At 34.9% G+C, this 20,235-nt stretch carries 15 protein-coding genes; 5 read left to right on the top strand and 10 right to left on the bottom strand.

Annotation, left to right across the window (positions count from 1 at the left end):
- Positions 1-60: 60 nt before the first annotated feature.
- A complete protein-coding gene (locus tag GB234_RS01210; RefSeq protein WP_151892685.1) occupies positions 61-582 on the top strand; it encodes a hypothetical protein in 522 nt (173 codons plus the stop codon).
- 132 nt (positions 583-714) lie between these two features.
- Here GB234_RS01210 and GB234_RS01205 read toward each other — a convergent pair whose 3' ends face one another.
- From GB234_RS01205 to GB234_RS01185, 5 genes are all read right to left on the bottom strand, one after another.
- The gene (locus GB234_RS01205) at positions 715-1,575 is read right to left on the bottom strand and encodes a hypothetical protein (RefSeq protein WP_151892684.1); all 861 of its coding nucleotides are present in this window, start codon (positions 1,573-1,575) and stop codon (positions 715-717) included.
- Between the two features lie 115 nt (positions 1,576-1,690).
- On the bottom strand, positions 1,691-7,597 hold the full coding sequence (locus GB234_RS01200) for a T9SS type A sorting domain-containing protein (RefSeq protein WP_151892683.1): 5,907 nt from the start codon (positions 7,595-7,597) through the stop codon (positions 1,691-1,693).
- A gap of 66 nt (positions 7,598-7,663) precedes the next feature.
- Positions 7,664-7,903 (bottom strand): response regulator transcription factor, encoded by a 240-nt coding sequence (locus GB234_RS01195; protein ID WP_151892682.1) that lies wholly within the window; start codon positions 7,901-7,903, stop codon positions 7,664-7,666.
- A gap of 194 nt (positions 7,904-8,097) precedes the next feature.
- The gene (locus GB234_RS01190) at positions 8,098-8,724 is read right to left on the bottom strand and encodes a response regulator transcription factor (RefSeq protein ID WP_151892681.1); all 627 of its coding nucleotides are present in this window, start codon (positions 8,722-8,724) and stop codon (positions 8,098-8,100) included.
- Positions 8,721-10,721 carry an ATP-binding protein gene (locus tag GB234_RS01185; protein ID WP_172966824.1) on the bottom strand — a complete coding sequence of 667 codons (2,001 nt, stop codon included), beginning with the start codon at positions 10,719-10,721 and terminating at the stop codon, positions 8,721-8,723. Before GB234_RS01185 ends, GB234_RS01190 begins: the two co-directional genes overlap by 4 nt.
- A gap of 328 nt (positions 10,722-11,049) precedes the next feature.
- Between GB234_RS01185 and ileS the strand changes: the two genes are divergently transcribed.
- The 4 genes from ileS to GB234_RS01165 are packed head-to-tail and all read left to right on the top strand — an operon-like array spanning position 11,050 to position 16,187.
- Positions 11,050-14,457: an isoleucine--tRNA ligase gene (ileS, locus tag GB234_RS01180; protein WP_151893722.1), complete on the top strand. Its 3,408-nt coding sequence runs from the start codon at positions 11,050-11,052 to the stop codon at positions 14,455-14,457.
- Positions 14,458-14,462: 5 nt separating this feature from the next.
- On the top strand, positions 14,463-14,846 hold the full coding sequence (locus GB234_RS01175) for a TraR/DksA family transcriptional regulator (RefSeq protein WP_151892679.1): 384 nt from the start codon (positions 14,463-14,465) through the stop codon (positions 14,844-14,846).
- 59 nt (positions 14,847-14,905) lie between these two features.
- Positions 14,906-15,538 (top strand): hypothetical protein, encoded by a 633-nt coding sequence (locus GB234_RS01170; protein ID WP_151892678.1) that lies wholly within the window; start codon positions 14,906-14,908, stop codon positions 15,536-15,538.
- Positions 15,539-15,569: 31 nt separating this feature from the next.
- Positions 15,570-16,187, top strand: a complete 618-nt coding sequence (locus tag GB234_RS01165) for a lipoprotein signal peptidase (RefSeq protein ID WP_151892677.1) — start codon at positions 15,570-15,572, stop codon at positions 16,185-16,187.
- A 21-nt stretch (positions 16,188-16,208) separates the two neighbouring features.
- On the opposite strand, the gene GB234_RS01160 is transcribed toward GB234_RS01165, so the two are convergent.
- The 5 genes from GB234_RS01160 to GB234_RS01140 form a co-directional block, all read right to left on the bottom strand.
- Positions 16,209-16,778, bottom strand: a complete 570-nt coding sequence (locus GB234_RS01160; protein ID WP_151892676.1) for a 5-formyltetrahydrofolate cyclo-ligase — start codon at positions 16,776-16,778, stop codon at positions 16,209-16,211.
- The gene (locus GB234_RS01155; protein WP_151892675.1) at positions 16,778-17,776 is read right to left on the bottom strand and encodes a succinylglutamate desuccinylase/aspartoacylase family protein; all 999 of its coding nucleotides are present in this window, start codon (positions 17,774-17,776) and stop codon (positions 16,778-16,780) included. The genes GB234_RS01160 and GB234_RS01155 overlap by 1 nt, the downstream gene beginning before the upstream one ends.
- A 69-nt stretch (positions 17,777-17,845) precedes the next feature.
- Positions 17,846-18,721, bottom strand: a complete 876-nt coding sequence (gene rimK / locus GB234_RS01150) for a 30S ribosomal protein S6--L-glutamate ligase (RefSeq protein WP_151892674.1) — start codon at positions 18,719-18,721, stop codon at positions 17,846-17,848.
- 46 nt (positions 18,722-18,767) lie between these two features.
- The gene (locus GB234_RS01145; RefSeq protein ID WP_151892673.1) at positions 18,768-19,217 is read right to left on the bottom strand and encodes an ATP-dependent zinc protease family protein; all 450 of its coding nucleotides are present in this window, start codon (positions 19,215-19,217) and stop codon (positions 18,768-18,770) included.
- Positions 19,218-19,286: 69 nt separating this feature from the next.
- A complete protein-coding gene (locus GB234_RS01140; RefSeq protein ID WP_151892672.1) occupies positions 19,287-20,165 on the bottom strand; it encodes an ATP-grasp domain-containing protein in 879 nt (292 codons plus the stop codon).
- Between the last annotated feature and the right edge of the window lie 70 nt (positions 20,166-20,235).

Here is a 20,235-nt window from a genome sequence, read left to right as displayed (position 1 = left end):
GTTTAATAATATATAAGTTAAAGTTGTAGTTATATTTGCCAAAAATTTAAAATTTAAAAAATGAAAAAACTACACTTTTTATTCGCTATCATGTTGGTAGCAATCACATTTACATCATGTAAGAATGATGATGATAATGCTGTGGCATTTACTCAATCTAGTATTGCAGGTGATTATTCTTTTAGCTATTTAAGAAGTAGTGATGTTGAAGTACTTATAAATGCAGACGGAACCACTATAACAAATACTTATTTGACAGAAGGTTCAAACTTTAATGTTAACTGGAATTTTAATAGTAATGGAACATTTGCTGCGCAAGGGACATATACAATTACGTATACAGATACCGAAGACGGTGAAGTAATTATTGAGACTGAATTAACGTCGATCGATGGTGAGGGAAGTTTTATTGTTAATGAAGCAAACGGAACTTTATTGCTTGATTTTGATAATGATGATGCGCAACTATTTACTGTTTCAAATTATTCTGGTAATTCATTTGACACACGCTATGAAGAGATGTTTAGCGGAGGTGGATTTGAAGATACTTATGTAATTGAAATAGGATTTGTAAGACAATAAAAATTTTGAAAGTTATAAAGAGGTGTTTCGTTTTTTTGAATCGAAACGCCTTTTTATTTTTTCAAAAGAGGGTAGAATTAGACGTTAAATATAAACGAATAATTTTAATACCGCTCTTTTGAAAAATTCTGGCTAATTCCCAAAAACATTCATCACTTTGTAATCACTCATAGTAATAGTCAAAGGGGACATATTAATTTCAGTTACTCGCATTTCGGTTGTTTTCTTTCCTTTTTTGTTAATTTGAGTTATTAATAATGGGTACCCTAACGACTCATTATTTGCTGGCATAGTCATATATTTTGACATAAATCCTGCCGCATTTTTAAAAAATGAAGTTGGTATAGCCGTAGAATACCATACTTCAACAGCACCATCTTCTGTTTCCATATGGTAACCTTCAGCGGTATATCCTGCAATAGTTTTAGTGCCTTCTAGTTTTGTAATTTTTGGGGTTTCTGAAACATCATCACCATTTTCCACCATATAATCCAAGGCCTTACCTATAAATTTTCCCATAAATGCAGAAGACATAGTTTGCGCTGTTTTACTTTTAGTATTGATTATAACAATGGTTTCGCTATTGAGGTCAGTAAGCATTAGCTGCCCTTTTTCCATAGCCATCATCGTCGCTGCAGGCCCGTAATGTTGTGTCATTAATTGCTTTTTAGGCTTGCGTTTTGACAAGTCTTGAATTTGTGTAGTAATGGCCACTTCAAAGGTATAACTATCTCTTACCTTTGCTTTGTCTTGACCCGTAGTAATACGTAGCACATCTCTAATTTCACTATCAGTGGGAGACATATCAATCGTTGGTTTTTTAGCCCAATCTCGACCTCGCTTGTTTTTAAGTTCTTCTTTTTTTTCTTCGGCACGTCGCTCTATGCCTTCTTCGATAACGTCGTTAACAGTTTCCTTTTTTTCTTGTGCCGAAATTTTAGCAACATTAAAAATAAAGATGCTGATGACTAATGCTTGTATAATTGTTTTCATAATATGTATTTGCTTTATAATTAATGTCTCTAATTTGATAAAGTTAACAGTATTATAAAAAAAAACCTGCCGAGTTTTATTCGACAGGTCTCTTTTAAAGAAAAACATTGATTAGTTACTCTTTGATTATTTTCTTTATCAACGACCCATTTTCGGTATTTATATGCAAGAAATACACAGTGCTGCTTAATGTTGAAATATCAACCTTTAAATCGTATGTTTTATTTCCGAATACCTTGTTTACCAATCTTCCTTGCAAATCAAAAACCGATATATTTTTGATGATTGCATTTACTGAATTTACAAATAATATACCTTTAGTAGGATTAGGCACTATCGAAATTTCATCATTAAAAATTTCAGAAGTTTCAAGAATTGTTTCATCCATAAATTTAAGTATAAAACGATTTGGGTAATTGCCCATTGCCGAAGTAAACATATACATTCCTTCTTGAGTAAGGTTTGTGGTGGAATTTTCAAAGGTGTCTACGAGATATACTTGAACATTTTCTAGCTGTGCCCCATCCATATTCTTGACGGTGATTTTAAAAGTTTCTCCATCATTGATTTGTGATGCATAGCCCATGGGCACCTGAATACTAGTGTCAAATTGTTCCCTTGTTTGAATACCAAGTGACATTTCGCCGTTAGGCAAATGAGAATATAACGATACTATCCTCCCTAGCTGGTCACTATCATATCCGGCATCAAAACCTTGTGTGGCATTGGGGTCGAAGGCAATCAATGTTTCACTGCTCAAGTCGTAGTCCATGGATTCCATCTTTATCCAAATCCTATTTCTGTCTGCCGTAGGGGAACGTAGGGTGTTATTGCCCGTTGTTACCCGCATGCTATTGTTAAAGGTAGCCGTTCCTGCAGCATTTGCTTTTACACCAAAACCTTGCGAAGTAGCGATAAATCCATTAGGTTCTGTCCCTCCATTTATTGCTTGGGTTCCTGCGGCAATCCCTCCAGAAATATTATACATAGAGATATCCTCCATACTAAAGTTTGCCGAGCTACCTCCTGGAAATGTATTGTCTGGCTCAGTAAGGTGTTCCCAGAAATATACTTCATCTATTAATGGATTTGCTATTAAAAATTTCTCGGCATCAATGGCAGACGGGTAGGGGTTTGCCAATATATTAGGACTGGAGTTCTTGTCTATATGGTACTCCATGGCATATTCGTGTACGCCGTTGTTCAGTGTTCCTTGTTCAAATAAAAGATTGTAGGACTGGTTACCGTCTATAATACTTGCCTGTGGGTATACGAGGTATCCTTCGGCGGGGTTTAAAATTCCTGAGTGTTGTGACCAATCGTCTAGACTGGTGTTAGCAAAATTTGCAACGGTATTGGGAGCATAAAAGTCATCGACGAGTGGGTTAGGGAAAAAGTCCAGTGTGGAATGCTCTAGTACTCTAAAGGATGCATTGTGCACTCCTTCTCGTGTTTCTGCGGTCATAGGGCTTCCAGAAATTATAAAATCTCTGGGTGCTACTTCGGGAGTGGTTACATATACATTTATAGTACCATTATTGATTACTGTTGCATCATTGTTTGTTTGAACAAGACTTCCCGTGTGAGCTATTTGTAAGATTCCATCAACGGTAATATCATTTTCTACACTCACAAAGGTTTCTGCTTCAATGGTTAGCGTGGCTCCATTTTGAATAATAAGCTCACAAGCTGTTATATTTCCGAGGAAACTGCTGTAGTCCTCTAAGATAATTGCAATATCTGTTGCACTGGGCACTCCATTGTTCCAGCCATCGGCAATGGTATATGTTGTGGTAATACCTGTGCATTCACCCAACCCTGCATTTTCTAAATAATGTGCTTCATTCCCAATCCCACCTAAAATATCCAAATCACCATCATTATCTATATCACCAATATCAAAATGTGTAGAAGCAGACAATCCATTTGGCAAAACTTGTCGATTCCCAAAACTTCCTGAGCCATCGTTAGCATACCAATATAAAACATTAGAGCCTATTTGTACAAGCACATCTATACTGCCATTACCATCAAAATCACCAAGCCTAATATTTCCAGATAATGAATCAATTATTTCTATAGGTTCGAATACGCCAAGACCATCATTTTCTAACCAACCTATTACATAATCAGGAAAACTACCGCTTGCTGTTACTATATCTACATCTCCATCTCCATCTAAATCTGCAATTTGATAATCATAAGGTATTGTTGAAATTGTATGAGCTTCGCCAAAAGATCCTAATCCATCATTTTCAACCCAGACAAATCCATTAGTACCAAATTCTGGTAAAATTAGGTCTAAATTTCCGTCATTATTTATATCTGCGATTTTAAGACTTCTTACAGCCCAAAGATCATAAGTTAGTTGGTTAGCATTAAAGTTTCCATTGCCATCGTTAGTATACCATATAATAGTGGTTTCAAAATTATCATTTGTAACTATTACGTCAAGATGACCGTTGTTATCAATATCGGCTATATCAAATGCGAATATGGCATCATCATTATCTATAAGAGTATAGGTGCCAATAATAATTTCTTCATTTACTCCATTAGCACCATCATTAGGGAAATAGCCAAAAATCACTTCTTCAACAGTATTTGAATAATCGAATGTAATGATATCTAAATTTCCGTCACCATTTATATCTCCAATTTTAAAATCTACAATGTCATCAGGTAAATCTATTAAGTTTTGTGACGCACTAAGTAAACCGGTGCCATCATTTTCAAACCAGGCGAATTCTACGTCATTAGTATTATTTCTCCCTATAAAATCTAAATCACCATCGCCATCCCAATCTTTTTGAATTAGATCATAAAAGCTACCCGTATCTCCAGAAAATTCAGGTTCAAAAGGAAATTCGCCTGGACTATCTGGACTTACCGCCGCAGTAAACTGAAAAGAATATGAATCGGCTAAATTTGAACCTGTTGTATTTTCTACATTCGTAGTAACAACCGTAGTAATTTTTTCACCAGGAAAATAGTCTCTGTTAGGATTTAAAGTTGCGTCTGTATCTATTACGGTTGGTGTAAAACTTAAAGGAAAACCTTGGTTGCCTGTAATTGTTATGTTTGTATTAGTGATTGTAGAGGGATCTACATCTTCAGTAAAACCAAGCATTATATCCTGCGTAACAGGAACATTAATTGCGTGGATAGTAGGATTAGTGTCTTCTATTTGAAATGCAAAATTTTCATACCACGCAATGCGATCATCTATTTGTGAAGCTGACAAGATATCTACGTCACCATCACCATCTAAATCGGCAGCAGAAACAGCTCTTGCACCATCTGCGGTAGATGTGATTATTGTTGAAGCTCCGAAAACGCCTAAGCCGTCATTTTCAAACCAAGTAACTTGGTCATCATTAAAATCGGATATAATAATATCAAAATCGCCATCACCATCTAAATCTGCATTTGTAATATCTGTGATAAAAGTACTTGCCGTGCTAATTATATTTCCAGAAGAAGCAGAGAATAATCCGTTACCATCGTTAGCAAACCAAGATATAGCATCATCTAAACTTGAAGAAGAAATCACATCGATATCGCCATCTAAATCCACATCTGCTAATGAAACGCCTAATGTGTTTATGCCAGATGTCCAGTTTGCTACAATATTAGGAGTTTCAAGATTACCTGTACCATCATTGAGAAATCTTGCTACCTGACCAAAATCGGTAAATGTTGCAATTATATCTAAATCGCCATCATTATCTAAATCTGTTGTGAATACACCACGCGAATCTGAAGGGTTTACAACTTGTGCCAGCGTAAATGTACCTGAGCCATCATTGGTAAATCGTTCTACACCATTATCAGAAGATGTTAAGACATCTAAATCACCATCATTATCTAAATCTGCTGCAGTAACGCTATAAGCGTCGTTACGAGATGTAGCAATATTTTGTATGCTTCCAAAAGTGCCTGAGCCATTATTTGCAAACCAGCCAATTATGTCCAAACTACTATCTGCTACCAAAACATCAAGATCACCGTCACCATCAAGATCACCTAAACTAACATCACGTGGATTTGCCATTGTAGTTGAAATGGTATTGAGCGCACCAAAATTGCCGGAACCATCATTAGCATACCAGCCAACAGTATCAGCTCCAAGCGAAGACGAAATTACATCTAAATCTCCATCGCCATCGAGATCTGCAGATTCAACATCCCATGCAAAGTCTGCAGTTGTTGTAATGTTGTTTTGATCATTTGTAAATTCTCCTGGACTCAATGGACTAACACCTAAGGTAAAAGTAAAAGTGGACGGGTTTAATACTAAATCATTTGTAATACTAATACTAACAATCTCATTTGCAGTGAAGTTTTTGGTTGGGTTAAATGTAAGCGTTGCCGTATTTACTCCAGTAAGGTCTCCCGTTATTTCACCAGATTGTGAGCCACATATTATAATTGAATTAACTGGATTTAAGCCAGCATTCACTGCTGCGTCAAAGTTGAAAGTAATATTACTATCTGCTGAAATATTAAGGCCATTAAATACGGGTGTTGTAGTTAACAAGTTAGGTTTGCTCAGATTGGTTCTTAGAAATGCTAGATTATTAGAGCGGACTAAAACTGCATCAATATCAGCATCTCCATCAATATCTCCTTTTAGAATATTTCCAGCTAAAATTGTAGACCCAATGCTCGATGAACTAAATGAACCGCTACCACTGTTATAAAAAATAGTCGTAAAACTAGGAGAAAAACTTCTATTTGCCATTAAATCTTGATCCCCATCTCCATCAAAATCTGCTAAGGCAATAGAGGTGTATTGAGTTGATAGATTTATTGCACCTGCTGTAAAAGTATTTGCACCATTGTTAGTAAATTTCCTTATTCTTGGACTTTGGTTTTGGCGTATAACAATATCAAGAGCGTTATCCCCAGATATTTCACCAACTATAAGGTCAAATACTACTTCCGTATCATCAATAAATGTATTTGTAAAGCTAGGGTTTTCATTTCCATTATTATTAAACCACCGTAGTGAATATTCAAAAGACCCACTTACAATTATTGCAGTTATTACTATAATATCTAAATCATTATCTCTATCTAAGTCTCTCACTACAACCTCTTGAACTCTATCTGTTATTAGAGTATTTCGAGAAAATGAGTTGCCATTACCGTTGTTTTCAAATGTATAAAGACCATCTATTGTCCCCACAATAATGTCTAATTCGCCATCATTATTTAAATCTCCAACATTAAGTGAACGAAAGAAGAAAAAATTTGTCATAGGAAAACCAGGATCACTAACTAAATGAGCCGTAAATGTAGGGTTTAACCCACCGCTACTCTCATACCAATAAACTTCTTCATCATTATTTGCTGCAATAAAATCTATATCACCATCTCCATTAATATCTCCTGTCACTATATGACTAATTGAATCATCATTAGGTGATAAAAGAGGTTGCTTTGTATATACAAGATCTAACCCTCCACTATTTTGATACCAAACTGCTCCTTCATTTTGTATTATTGTTACAATATCGAGATTGTCATCGCCATTAAGATCAACTAACGTTGTGGCATCGTCATTAATAAGATTATTTGGAGCATCAATAATTGTTTGAAAATAACTAGACCCTGCTGGATCGAGTGGAGCACCAACGATGGTAAAACTATCCATTCCAGGACCATTTATTGCATCACCACCGCTCATCACTCCATCAGTAACGTGGATTGTAACCAATTCTCCAGGTAAAAAATCCTGAGAAGGATTAAACGTAACACTAGATGATGAAGAATCGAAAGAACTGAAGACCCCGGAATGAATACCAGACTGAGAACCTAAAACAATAATATTATTAGAATTTACGGTGGCATTATCTATAGGTCCAGGGATTAAAAATATTTCTATATTCGTATTTGCCGCAATATTTTGACCTCCGCTTCCAGGAACTGTGCCTACGAATGATGCCTGAGCAATTGAAGAAATACTAAAAAGTAACAGGATGTAAAGTGGCAACAGATTTTTGTGAAAATTATTCATAATTTAAGTTTTTTTAAAGATATAGCTCCTAGGTTTTAAAAACAATACGTAGACCTACGTAGTGTGCTAAAAATCAGGGTTTTTCATTAAATAGAAATATAGCGCCTGTTGCGAAGAGGTTAAACCTAATTTCTTAATAATATTACTACGGTGTTTCTCTACAGTGCGTTTAGAACAATCTCTACGCTCAGCAATTTGAATGGAAGTGCAACCAAGTTTTATTAGCTTAAGAATAACAATTTCGGTCGAGCTTAACGCGGCGAGTTTCTTTCTTGATGTTCGTGATATGGGGTGGTTAGATGCCATAACACAAAGGTAAATGCAAGTAGCGGGCTGTGGAATACGTAGACCTACGTATCCTCTTGGAAATCGTGCTTCGATACATTTTTCAGAAAACAAATTGTAAGATTGATTGAACAGCTATAGCTGTAAATCACTCAGCAACCGCTTTGAAATCGAAAATGAAAATGAAATCGAAAACTAAAGTATTCTAAATAATTCTACTCCTGAAAAAGCTCAGGATGTTTTTGCACCCAAAGCAATAAACCATTTTGAGACGGTGGGATTTCTAGTTTTTTAATAATGTTGCTTCGGTGTTTTTCTACCGTTCGTTTTGAGATAAAGAGTTCTTCGGCAATTTGAGATGAAGAAAAGTTTTTTGCTAGGTAACGCAATATTTTAGATTCGGCAATGGTGAGGTTGTTTAGCTCTTCGCTACTTGCCGGAAAATGAATGCCAGATTCAATATTTTTACTCACGAAGGTTTCTCCAGACAAAACCTTTTTAATACAAAGTTCAATTTCTTGAAGGGCGTCTTCTTTTAACAAATACCCTTGAATTGATTTTCCTATTTCCTGTAAAATTGCTTCCTCCTTAAATAAGGTCAATATTATAATTATAACGTCAATATTGTTAGACTGACATTCTTTTGCGACTTCTAAGCCATTGAGTTTGGGCATATCAAAGTCCAAAATTGCCACATGGGGTTCATATTTTACAATTTTATTATAAGCATCATTTCCATCCATCGCAGTTGCTAGAATAGTAAAATTTTTACTTTCTAAAAAAGCTTTTGTACCAGTTAATAATATGGGGTGGTCGTCTGCTATAACAATTGTAGAATTCATTTTATTGGTATTTTTAGCGTGATGGTCGTACCTTTGTGTGGGAGGGAGTCTATTTGTAAATTTGCATCAATAAACCGTGCTCTTTCTTCTAGAGTTTTCATGCCTAATCCTTTCCATTCAGTGGTATTTTTATTTAAATCAAAACCTTTTCCATTGTCTTTTAATATAAAAATTATTTGATTGTTACTTTCTGTTGCAGTAAGATTACATGCCGTTGCATCACTATGTTTTTCAACATTAGTTATGGCTTCTTGTAACATTCTAAATACGTATATTTCTTTTTCCTTCGGAAATTTTAAGTATTCAATTTCAATATCTTCGGAATAAAAAATGTTTGAGTTTTTCTGAAATGTCTCCACCATGTTCTTAAGTGATTGCACAAGCCCCAATTTCTCAAACTGAAACGGATGTAAACCATGGCTCATCTCTCTCACCTCTTTAATGGTATCGCCCACTAAATCTATCTCCTTTTTATCCCCATTGTCTTTTTGAACTAAGGAGTTTTTAAGTATCAATAATTTTTGACCCACGCTATCGTGAAGTTCACCCGCAATGCGAGCACGCTCTTTTTCCTGCGTCTTTAAAACATCCTTAGTGAATTCTTCTTGAAGTTTTTGTTTATTTCTTGCGTAATTTCGAGAGCGAGCTAACCAGAAAACCCCAAAAATTCCAATTAACAAAAGTATAACCAAGAAAAACCATTGCATTCTCACCTTGTTCATTTCATTAATAAACGCAATATCTTTTTGTTGCGCTTTAATTTTTAAATCAAGTTTTTCAGTTTCATAGATGGTTTGGTAATAAGATAGCACGCGTACTTTTTTAGCATTTTCAATACTATCCTTTATTTTAGAATATTCAATATAATGGTCAAACGCCTTCCCTTTTTCTCCAATGGTTTGATACACCTTAGCCAAAAATTTTTCGGCAGCTTGTATTTCTTCGTATTGTTTTCCTTGGCGTTTTGATTTTAAATATTCGGTGCCATACTCTATTGCTTTTGAGTACTCCATTTCGGCGAATGCCATATTTTTAATAGCGCCCAGATAATAGTCCCTAAACTGTCCAGAAGTATTTTGCTCTTTATTTTTGTATATTTTTTTTAAATAAAATTTTGCCTCTTGTAAACTATCATTTTCAGCATATGCAGCAATAAGTCCCGTTAACATGATGGGCTCATAAAAATTTATATGGTCAGACTTTCTAGCTGCTTCCAGTGATAATTTTAAGGAGACAATTCTATCCATTTGTCTATCCTGTTTATTGTAATCTGCAGCTGCATTATAATATACTGCTGGTAATGTATTGAAATGCCCACCGGCAACTTCGAATTTGATTATCTCGTTTCGTTCTGTCTCTGCTTCATCATAAAAACCATTTTTGCTATATAAAATTGACAACGAATTTTTAGCCTCGATAATACTTGTAGAATCTTGTTTTATGGTAAAGAATTTTATAGCGTCCTGTAACGTTAAAGATGCGTTGCCAAAGTCTCCAGAATCTGTGTAGACCTGCCCTTTTCCTAGCTTAGCTAGCCCAATAAAACGATTGTTATTTGCTCTTTTAGCTTGTATAAAAGTGCTGTCAAAAAGTTGTAGCGCTGTTTCAAATTCACCTAAAAAGTAATGCGTATTTCCACCTTCATAAAAGTATTTACATAGCACATTGGGGTCATTTACTTTCGCTCTATGTTTCATCGATTTTAGAAATAATTCTTTCGATTTTTCTGGCGTTCCTTTTCTTGAGTTTAGATGATAAATTTCATTGGCAATGTGCCAAGTTGCTGTGTTGAACGAGTCTAATTTTTTAGCAAATTTTATAGTTGTGAGTACAATACTATCATTCATAAAATTTGTATCGTAGGCAATTATATTTGAAAGACTGTCTAGCCATTGTAGTTTTTCAATACCTTCAGAATTTTCAACAAGTTGCATTAGTTTTTCAATACGCTCTTCAATAGAAATTTCGTCTTGCGCGTTGACAGGGGGAATGCCCATACAAAATAGCAACAGGAAAATGGTTGCGAGGTATTTTTTAAACATAAGACTAAAATAATGGTAGTTAGTGAAGTTTAAAAATAAGGTAATTTTGATTAGTAGCACGAACGTAGGTATATGTAACATAATTAACCGCAATTCAATTATTTTGTTTGCTATAGTTATGAATAGTTTTACTACTATACATTTAAATCAAAATTCTGTAAATTCGCACCCTTAAAATGGAATATAATTGATTCTGAAATTTTAATGCATTTAAAATTTCAGAATTCAAAAAAAACTCTTTGAAAAGCTTTTGAAAAATCAAGGTAAAAATACAGAACCACAAATGGCAACAAAATTTAAAGAATACAAAGGATTGGACCTTCCAAAACTGGGCGAGGAAATACTCGATTTTTGGAAAGAAGAAAATATTTTTGAAGAGAGTATTGCTATTCGTGAAGGAGCAGAACCTTTTGTGTTTTTTGAAGGCCCACCATCTGCAAATGGAATGCCCGGTATTCACCACGTAATGGCACGCGCCATTAAGGATATTTTTTGTCGCTATAAAACTCAAAAGGGATTTAAGGTTGACCGTAAAGCAGGTTGGGATACGCATGGTTTGCCAATAGAATTAGGGGTTGAGAAAGAACTTGGAATTACAAAAGAGGATATTGGAAAGAAAATTTCTGTCGAAGCTTATAACGACGCCTGTAGAAAAGCAGTAATGCGTTATACAGATGTGTGGAACAAAGTGACGGAGGAGTATGGTTATTGGGTAGACATGCAAGACCCATACATTACCTACAAACCAAAATATATGGAATCTGTCTGGTGGTTGCTAAAACAGATTTATAACAAAGATTTACTTTACAAAGGCTACACTATCCAGCCATATTCGCCAAAAGCAGGAACAGGATTAAGTAGTCATGAGTTAAACCAGCCAGGTACCTATCAAGATGTGACAGATACTACGGTGGTAGCTCAGTTTAAGGCTGTGCCTAACACATTACCAGATTTTTTAGCTGAGGTTAGTAACAATATTTGCTTTATTGCATGGACAACCACGCCTTGGACATTGCCAAGTAATACAGCATTGACAGTAGGTTCTAAAATAGATTATGTGCTTGTTAAAACATTTAATCAATACACGTTTTTGCCTATCAATGTAATTCTTGCAAAGAATTTAGTTGGAAAACAATTTGGTGGTAAATACACTGAAACTGAAAATGAAGATGCTGTTGACGCATACACGCAAGGAGATAAAAAAATCCCTTTTTGTGTTCTTAAAGAATTTAAAGGCGCAGATTTAATTGATATTCGCTATGAGCAATTATTAGATTACGCAATTCCAGATGCAGGAGTTGAAAATGCTTTTAGAGTTATTGCGGGTGATTTTGTGACTACTGAAGATGGAACGGGAATCGTGCATACGGCACCTACTTTTGGTCAAGATGATGCACTCGTTGCAAAACAAGCAGTACCTGAGGTTCCTCCAATGCTCGTAAAGGACGAAGACGGAAATTTAGTGCCATTGGTAGATTTACAAGGAAAATTTAGACCTGAAATGGGCGAATTTGCTGGAAAATATGTCAAAAATGAATATTACAATGATGGCGAAGCACCAGAAAAAAGTATTGATGTTGAATTGGCAATTAAATTAAAAACCGAAAATAAAGCATTTCATGTTGAAAAATACGTCCATAGTTATCCTAACTGCTGGCGAACAGATAAACCAATTTTATACTACCCATTAGACTCTTGGTTCATTAAAGTAACAGACTTTAAAGATCGTATGCATGAGTTGAACAAAGAAGTTAATTGGAAGCCTAAGGCAACAGGAGAAGGTCGTTTTGGTAATTGGTTAGCAAATGCAAACGACTGGAATTTATCACGTTCACGTTATTGGGGAATTCCATTACCTCTTTGGAGAACCGAAGACGGAAAAGAAGAAATCGTCATTGGTAGTATAGAAGAATTAAAAGCCGAAATGGCAAAAGCAGTCACGGCTGGCTTAATGCCAAATGATATTTACGAGAGCTTTAATGTGGGTGACTTTTCAGAAGAAAATTATGAAAAAGTTGACTTGCATAAAAACATTGTGGATGGTATTGTTTTAGTCTCTGCAACTGGGCAACCCATGAAACGTGAGGCAGATCTTATTGACGTTTGGTTTGATAGTGGTTCAATGCCGTATGCGCAATGGCATTATCCTTTTGAGAATAAAGAAAAAGTAGAGAATACATGGCGTAAAGCAGACTTTATCGCAGAGGGTGTTGACCAAACACGTGGATGGTTTTACACATTACATGCAATTGCGACAATGATATTTGATGATGTTGCGTATAAAAATGTAGTAAGTAATGGGCTTGTACTTGACAAAAACGGACAGAAAATGTCTAAGCGTCTTGGAAATGCGGCAGACCCCTTTGAAACGTTAGCAACTTATGGGCCAGATGCTACGCGCTGGTACATGATAAGTAATGCAAATCCTTGGGATAATTTAAAGTTTGACCTTGATGGAATAAGTGAAGTGCGTAATAAATTTTTTGGTACGCTTTATAATACATACAGTTTTTTTAGCTTGTATGCAAATCTGGATAATTTTAATTATTCTGAAGCAGATATTAGTAACGAAAAACGACCAGAAATTGATAGATGGATTTTAAGTGAATTAAATACTTTGATTCAAACCGTAGATGAAGCTTTTTCTGATTATGAACCAACAAGAGCTGCAAGAGCGATTCAAAATTTTGTAGGAGAAAATCTAAGTAACTGGTTTGTACGATTGAGTAGAAGGCGCTTTTGGAAAGGTAGTTATGCAGAAGATAAAATAAGTGCGTATCAAACATTATACACATGTCTTGAAACAGTTGCAAAACTAGGAGCTCCAATTGCACCATTTTTTATGGATAGGCTTTATAAGGACTTAACTGCCGTAACTAAGGGTGATCAAAACCATAAATCTGTTCACTTAAGTGATTTTCCTAAAGCTAACACTGCATTAATCGATAGTAGCTTAGAGCGCAGAATGCAAAAAGCGCAGACAATTTCATCGCTTGTTTTATCGTTACGTCAAAGAGAGAAAATTAAAGTTCGTCAACCACTTCAAAAAATTATGATTCCAGTGCTTGATGAAGCTACTAGAAAAGAAATTGAAGCAGTTAGTGATTTGATTAAAAGTGAAGTAAATGTAAAAGAGATAGAGCTGATTGATGAAGGATCAGGTATTTTAGTAAAGCAAATCAAACCAGATTTTAAAAAACTTGGACCACGTTTTGGTAAGGACATGAAAATGGTTGCCGTTGCAATTCAAGGATTTGGACAAGAAGAAATAAAATTGTTAGAAAAAGATGGTGAGATGGCGCTTAACATTTCAGAAAAAAACACTACATTGACACTTGATGATGTGATTATCAACTCACAAGACATTGAAGGTTGGCTTGTTGCAAACAACGCAGGAATAACGGTTGCTCTAGATGTAACGATTTCTGAAAGCTTAAAAAATGAAGGCGTTGCAAGAGAATTAGTTAATCGAATTCAAAATTTAAGAAAGGATAGTGATTTTGAAGTAACAGATCACATTATTGTTACGTTACAAAGAGAGGAAATGCTCGAAAAAGCAGTTACCGAAAATGTAACTTATATTAAAGAGGAAACACTAACAGACACGCTTCAATTTGAGGAGGATGTAGCAAATGGAACAGAAATTGCTTTTGATGGAATTACAACCAAATTGAAGATTAACAAAATTTAAAACTTATGTCAACAGAATCAAAAACAAGATATAGTGATGCACAATTAGCAGAATTTAGAGATCTAATCAAAGAAAAAATAGTTGCCGCTAAAGAACAATTAGATTTAATTGAAAGCGCTTACAGAAACGATAGTGATAATGGAACAGATGACACTTCTCCCACATTCAAAGCCTTTGATGAGGGAAGTGAAGTGATGAGCAAAGAAACATCATCACAGCTTGCAATACGCCAAGAAAAATTTATACGTGACCTTAAAAATGCGTTAATTCGTATTGAAAATAAAACATACGGTGTTTGTCGTGTAACTGGAAAATTAATTAATCCAGAGCGTTTAAAGTTAGTGCCTCATGCAACATTGAGCATTGAAGCAAAAAATATGCAAGCATAACTTTTATTTAATATTATACTATAAACGCTCTAACTTAAATTAGGGCGTTTTTTATTTTTATGCCAAAATTTATAACATCCACACTTTTATTGCTGTTCCTAACTGCAACTGTTCATTCCCAAAAAATACTTGAGAAACAATACGATGCTAAATCACTTAAAACCTTAGTGATTAATGGAAACAGCGTTTTTGAAATTCATGTTATTGCCGAAAGTAGAAACACCATTTCTCTAAAGGCAACCATTGCAGGAGAGACTTCAAATGATGTGATGATTACTGAGCAGGATAATCAAAGCAAACTACAGCTAGGTATAAAATACGCACCATATTTTACCGCTATTAATGACAAGCTTTCGGCTCACAAAGTACTCTCGGTTATTTTAGAATATAGAATTCCAGAAAAAATGAATGTTGAAATAGGATCAGATATTGGTTCGTTTTGGGGGCGTGGAGTTTTCAAAAATTTAAATGTTTCATTAGAACGTGGCAATTGTTTTATTAGTAATTACTTCGGAAATGCAACAATCATGACGTTAATTGGTGATGTTGATATAGCTGTAATAGGAAACGTTTCGGGCGTTGGTATTTCAAAAAACGGAACTGTTTTAAACAATCTTTCTAGGGGTCATGTGACTAACATTTCCGTAGAGAGTAGGGACGGAAATATATCCTTAACCCAAACCGAAAAATAGTGTTATTTTTGCCAGCAATTATACCCAGTTTATGTCAATAAAAAAGTCGATTTTTCTTATAGTTTTGGTCTTATTGATTGATCAGATTTCAAAGATTTATATAAAAACTACATTTCAACTTCATGAAGAAGTCGAAGTGTTTTCTTGGTTCAGAATTTTGTTTGTAGAAAACGAAGGCATGGCTTGGGGAGCAAAAATTCCAGGAACTTATGGAAAGCTTTTTTTAACTTTATTTAGGCTAGTTGCAATTGTTGGTATAGGCTATTGGCTATGGGATAGTGCAAGAAAAAACGCTTCAAATGTATTGCTAGTTGCTATTGCATTAATTTTTGCAGGAGCTATGGGAAATATAATTGACTCTGTTTTCTACGGTATTTTATTTGAAGATAGTGTGCGTAATGTAGCAACGTTTCTTCCAGAGGAAGGTGGGTATGGTACCTTATTTCATGGTAAAGTTGTAGACATGTTATCGTTCCCTTTATATGATAGTGTGTTGCCTAGCTGGATACCTATCTGGGGCGGAAAACCATTTACATTCTTTGACCCAGTATTTAATGTTGCAGATGTGGCAATAAGTACGGGAGTTGGTTTATTGTTAGTATTTAACAAAAAGGCATTCCCAAAGAAAACCGAAAATGTTGCTGCTTAATTAACTTTTATTAGAGGAACATTAAAGTTCGCTAATTGTATAATTTTTGCTTGGGGTGATAACATAATGAAGAGGGATATCAAATTTTGATTTTTCAATCATATTTTCAGGTTCAAAAAAAGACAATCCTACAAAAATACAAGAGGGTTTACAAGCGCTCAAAAATCTATCGTAAAATCCTTTTCCGTAGCCCACTCTATTTCCTTTTTTATCATATGCTAATAATGGTACAAAGACCACCTCAATAATTTGAGGGGTAACTTCAATTCCATTTTCTGGTTCTGGAATACCATGCCCTGTTAGCTTTAACACGGTATTTTCTTGTAGTAAAATATGTGTCATTTCGCCCGTTTTAAAATGGGCTTTTGGAACTATAGTTGTTTTGTCTTTTCCTTGTAGAATATGCAATAAATACTCAGTGTTAACCTCAGCTTTGCCAGCGATAGGGAGAAAAATATGGTAGTTTGTGGCGTCCCAAATAGGCAATTGTAGTGCATTATTTGAAATGGCTAAGCTTAAATCTTCAAGCTCATTTTCACCAAGTGCAGCACGTAAGGTTTTGTATTTTTCTCTTAAAGCTCTTTTGTCCATTAATTTTCAATTTCTTCTGATCCTGCAGGATCATTAATTGAAGTGGATAAATGAAAAATTGCATCACCTTGATTAACAATGGGTGCATGATTTACATTTATTATGTAGCCTTCGTTAGGAGCAGTAACTTTAAAACGCATTTTTCCATATGGGTCTGTAATTGTCGCAAGAAATTCACCTTTTTTAACATGCTTATTGCAGTCAATTTTTACATGCAAAAGTCCGCTTCGCTGTGCTCGAACCCATCTGCTTTTTTCTATGATAACAGGTTTTTTTTGTGCTACTTCTGGTGAAAAATTTGAGTTTAAAACCCCTAAATGATCCAAAACTCTTAGAATACCTTCAACCCCTTCTTTTACAATATTTTTATTACTTTCAAGTGATTTCCCACCCTCAAAAAGCAGACAAGGAATATTCATTTGCTCACATGTTGAACGGTATGTTTTTCCCATGTTTGATGAGAAAACGGTGAATGGCGCATTAAAAACCTCTGCTAATTCTACTAACCTTTTATTATTAGGAGATACTCTTATTTGTGCTGCATTAAAACGTTGTGATCCTCCAGTATGAAAATCCATACAATAGTCTGCAAGGGGCAAAATTTCTTTAGAAAAGTGATATGCAACTCTACTTGCTAATGAGCCTGTCTTTGTGCCAGGAAAAACCCGGTTTAAATCTCTACCATCTGGGAAGGCACGTTCTGCATTTAAGAATCCAAAAATATTAAGAATAGGTATGCATATAATAGTCCCCTTAGCGGGTTTGTTTATTTTCTTTGCAATTATTTGTCTAACGATCTCAACACCGTTAATTTCATCTCCATGAATACCTCCAGTTAATAAAATTGTAGGTCCAGGAATTTTTGCGCGTTCAATAATTACAGGGATTTCTACATTAGTAGAGGTATAAAGTTTTGCAAAACTAAAATTGATAGTCTTGCTTTCTCCCAGTTTTACTTTTTCGCCAAGAATTATTAAATCGGTATTATCTATAGACATATATTTTGCAAAAAATTTAGAGTATGTTTTAAAGTTTAAATTATAGAACGACAGTTGTAATGAACGCTTCTAATCTACATTACGCTCAATATACTTAATAATAATTGTAGCAATATCCTTACCTGTTGCCGTCTCAATACCCTCAAGTCCTGGCGAGCTATTAACTTCAAGAATTAGCGGTCCACGAGACGATTGAAGCATGTCAACACCCGCAATACCTAGACCCATTGCTTTTGCCGCTTTAAGAGCTGCACGTTCTTCCTCATCAGTAAGTTCAATGACAGAAGCACTTCCACCTCTATGAAGATTACTCCTAAACTCACCTTCTTTACCTTGACGCTTCATAGCGCCTACTACCTGTCCATCCACAACAAAAGCTCTAATATCTGCACCACCAGCTTCCTTAATAAACTCTTGTACAATTACTCTTGCTTGCAAATTATTGAAAGCTTCGATGACAGATTCTGCTGCTTTTTTTGTTTCGGCTAGAATTACACCTATCCCTTGTGTTCCTTCAAGTAATTTGATGATAACAGGTGCGCCGCCGGCTTGATCTACTATATGTTTAACGTCTTTACTATAGTTTGTAAAAATTGTTTTTGGTAACCCCAAACCAGCACGAGATAAAATTTGAAGACTTCGCAGTTTATCTCTAGAACGTACTAATGCAACAGACTCTGTAGTAGTAAAGCAGTGCATCATCTCAAACTGTCTTACCACAGCAGTTCCATAAAAAGTAACTGAAGCTCCAATTCTTGGTATTACTGCATCAACTTTATCTAATTGTTTTCCTTTGTAATAAATCACTGGATTTTTCTTCTCAATAACAATATCACATTTGGTATGATTAATAACTTCAATATCGTGCCCTCTTTTTTTAGCAGCTTCTAGAAGTCTTTTTGTAGAATAAAGATTTGCGTTTGCAGATAAAATTTTAATATTCATGAGTGTTTTTTTGCTTGATTACCGATTTTTTTATGCTTCGGAAATTTTAGTTTGATGCGACTTTAGTTTTTAATTTATAGGATTTGTTTGTTGCATTAATATCTACAACAAATTTTTTATTCAGAAATTTTCTCCCTATAAGTACTGGGTATTTCATTTCACCTCGATCACTTAGGGTTAAAAAAATAGGATATGTTTGATTAAAAAGAATAATTTCGGTCAATATACGATATCTGGTTTGTGTTTCGCCATTACTACTACGAACTACGCGCACATCATACGCATCAAAGATAAATTCCTTTTCATGATATGAAGGGTGTTCTTCATCTAAAAAAGTACATTTTAAATAATTATTTTCAACAATTACATTTTTGCAGTGAATACTAGAAGTAAAAGCTCCAGTATCAATTTTAATATCAATATTTTCTAATTTTAATAGTGGAAAATCTGCTTTATCAACGCGCCCTATTTCTTTTTTAATTTTTTTTTCTTTCATATTTATATCCACTTAGGTGGGTAATTTTTAAAAATTTTCCATCAATAATTATCTTTCATCAGCCACATATCATTTACTATTGACCATTTTCTCAATATACTCAATTATTTTTCCTGCAACATCAATTCCTGTAATTGTTTCAATACCCTCCAACCCTGGAGTCGAATTTACTTCTAACAATAAAGGTCCTTTTTTTGATTGAAGAATATCAACACCACACACGCCTAATTTTAAAACTTCTGCAGCCTTTATAGCAATCTCCTTTTCTGCATCACTCAAATCAATAGGATTACCAGAACCTCCGCGGTGTAAATTAGACCTAAAATCTCCTGCTGCCGCTTTTCGTTTCATAGATGCAACTACCTTACCATCAACTACAATAATACGAATATCACTACCTTTTGACTCTTCAATATACTCCTGCATTACGAACTTTGTTTGTGTTGATTGTAATGTTTCAACTGTCGAAAGCGCATTTTTATAGTTTTCGCAGAGGATAACACCGCTACCGTGTGTTCCAGATACGAGCTTTATAATCACCGGGCCTTCGCCAAAATCTTTTAAAAAATCAGCCAAATAATAATGCGAACCTAACGTTGTCTTGGGCATGGGAATCCCAGCACTTGCAAGTATTTGAAAGGTAGCCCATTTGTCTTGAGCTTCAAGAATCCCAAAGGATGAAACGGTAGAAAACACTTTCATCGCTTCAAAATGACGTACTAAAGAAGTACCGTAAAAAGTGTTTGAAGATGCAATTCTAGGGATAACAGCATGCAAGTCATCAACTATTTCATCGTGATATTGCAATAAGGCTTTATTCTTTTGAATCATCACATTACAATACGTGGGGTCGATGACCTCAATATCGTGATTTCGTTTTTCTCCAGCTTTGATTAAACTCTGCGTGGAATACAAATTTTCGCCCCGCGATAAAACAGCAATATTCATAAAAAGTGCTTAGTAGTTGCAAGGTAGAAAAAAATCAAATTGTATTTGGGATGGGGAATTAAATGTGTGT

Origin of the sequence: Patiriisocius marinistellae, assembly GCF_009014635.1 — a bacterium.
GTDB classification, from domain to species: domain Bacteria; phylum Bacteroidota; class Bacteroidia; order Flavobacteriales; family Flavobacteriaceae; genus Patiriisocius; species Patiriisocius marinistellae.
Note: the sequence above shows the minus strand (reverse complement) of the source record. Positions and strands in the feature narration are given on the sequence as shown.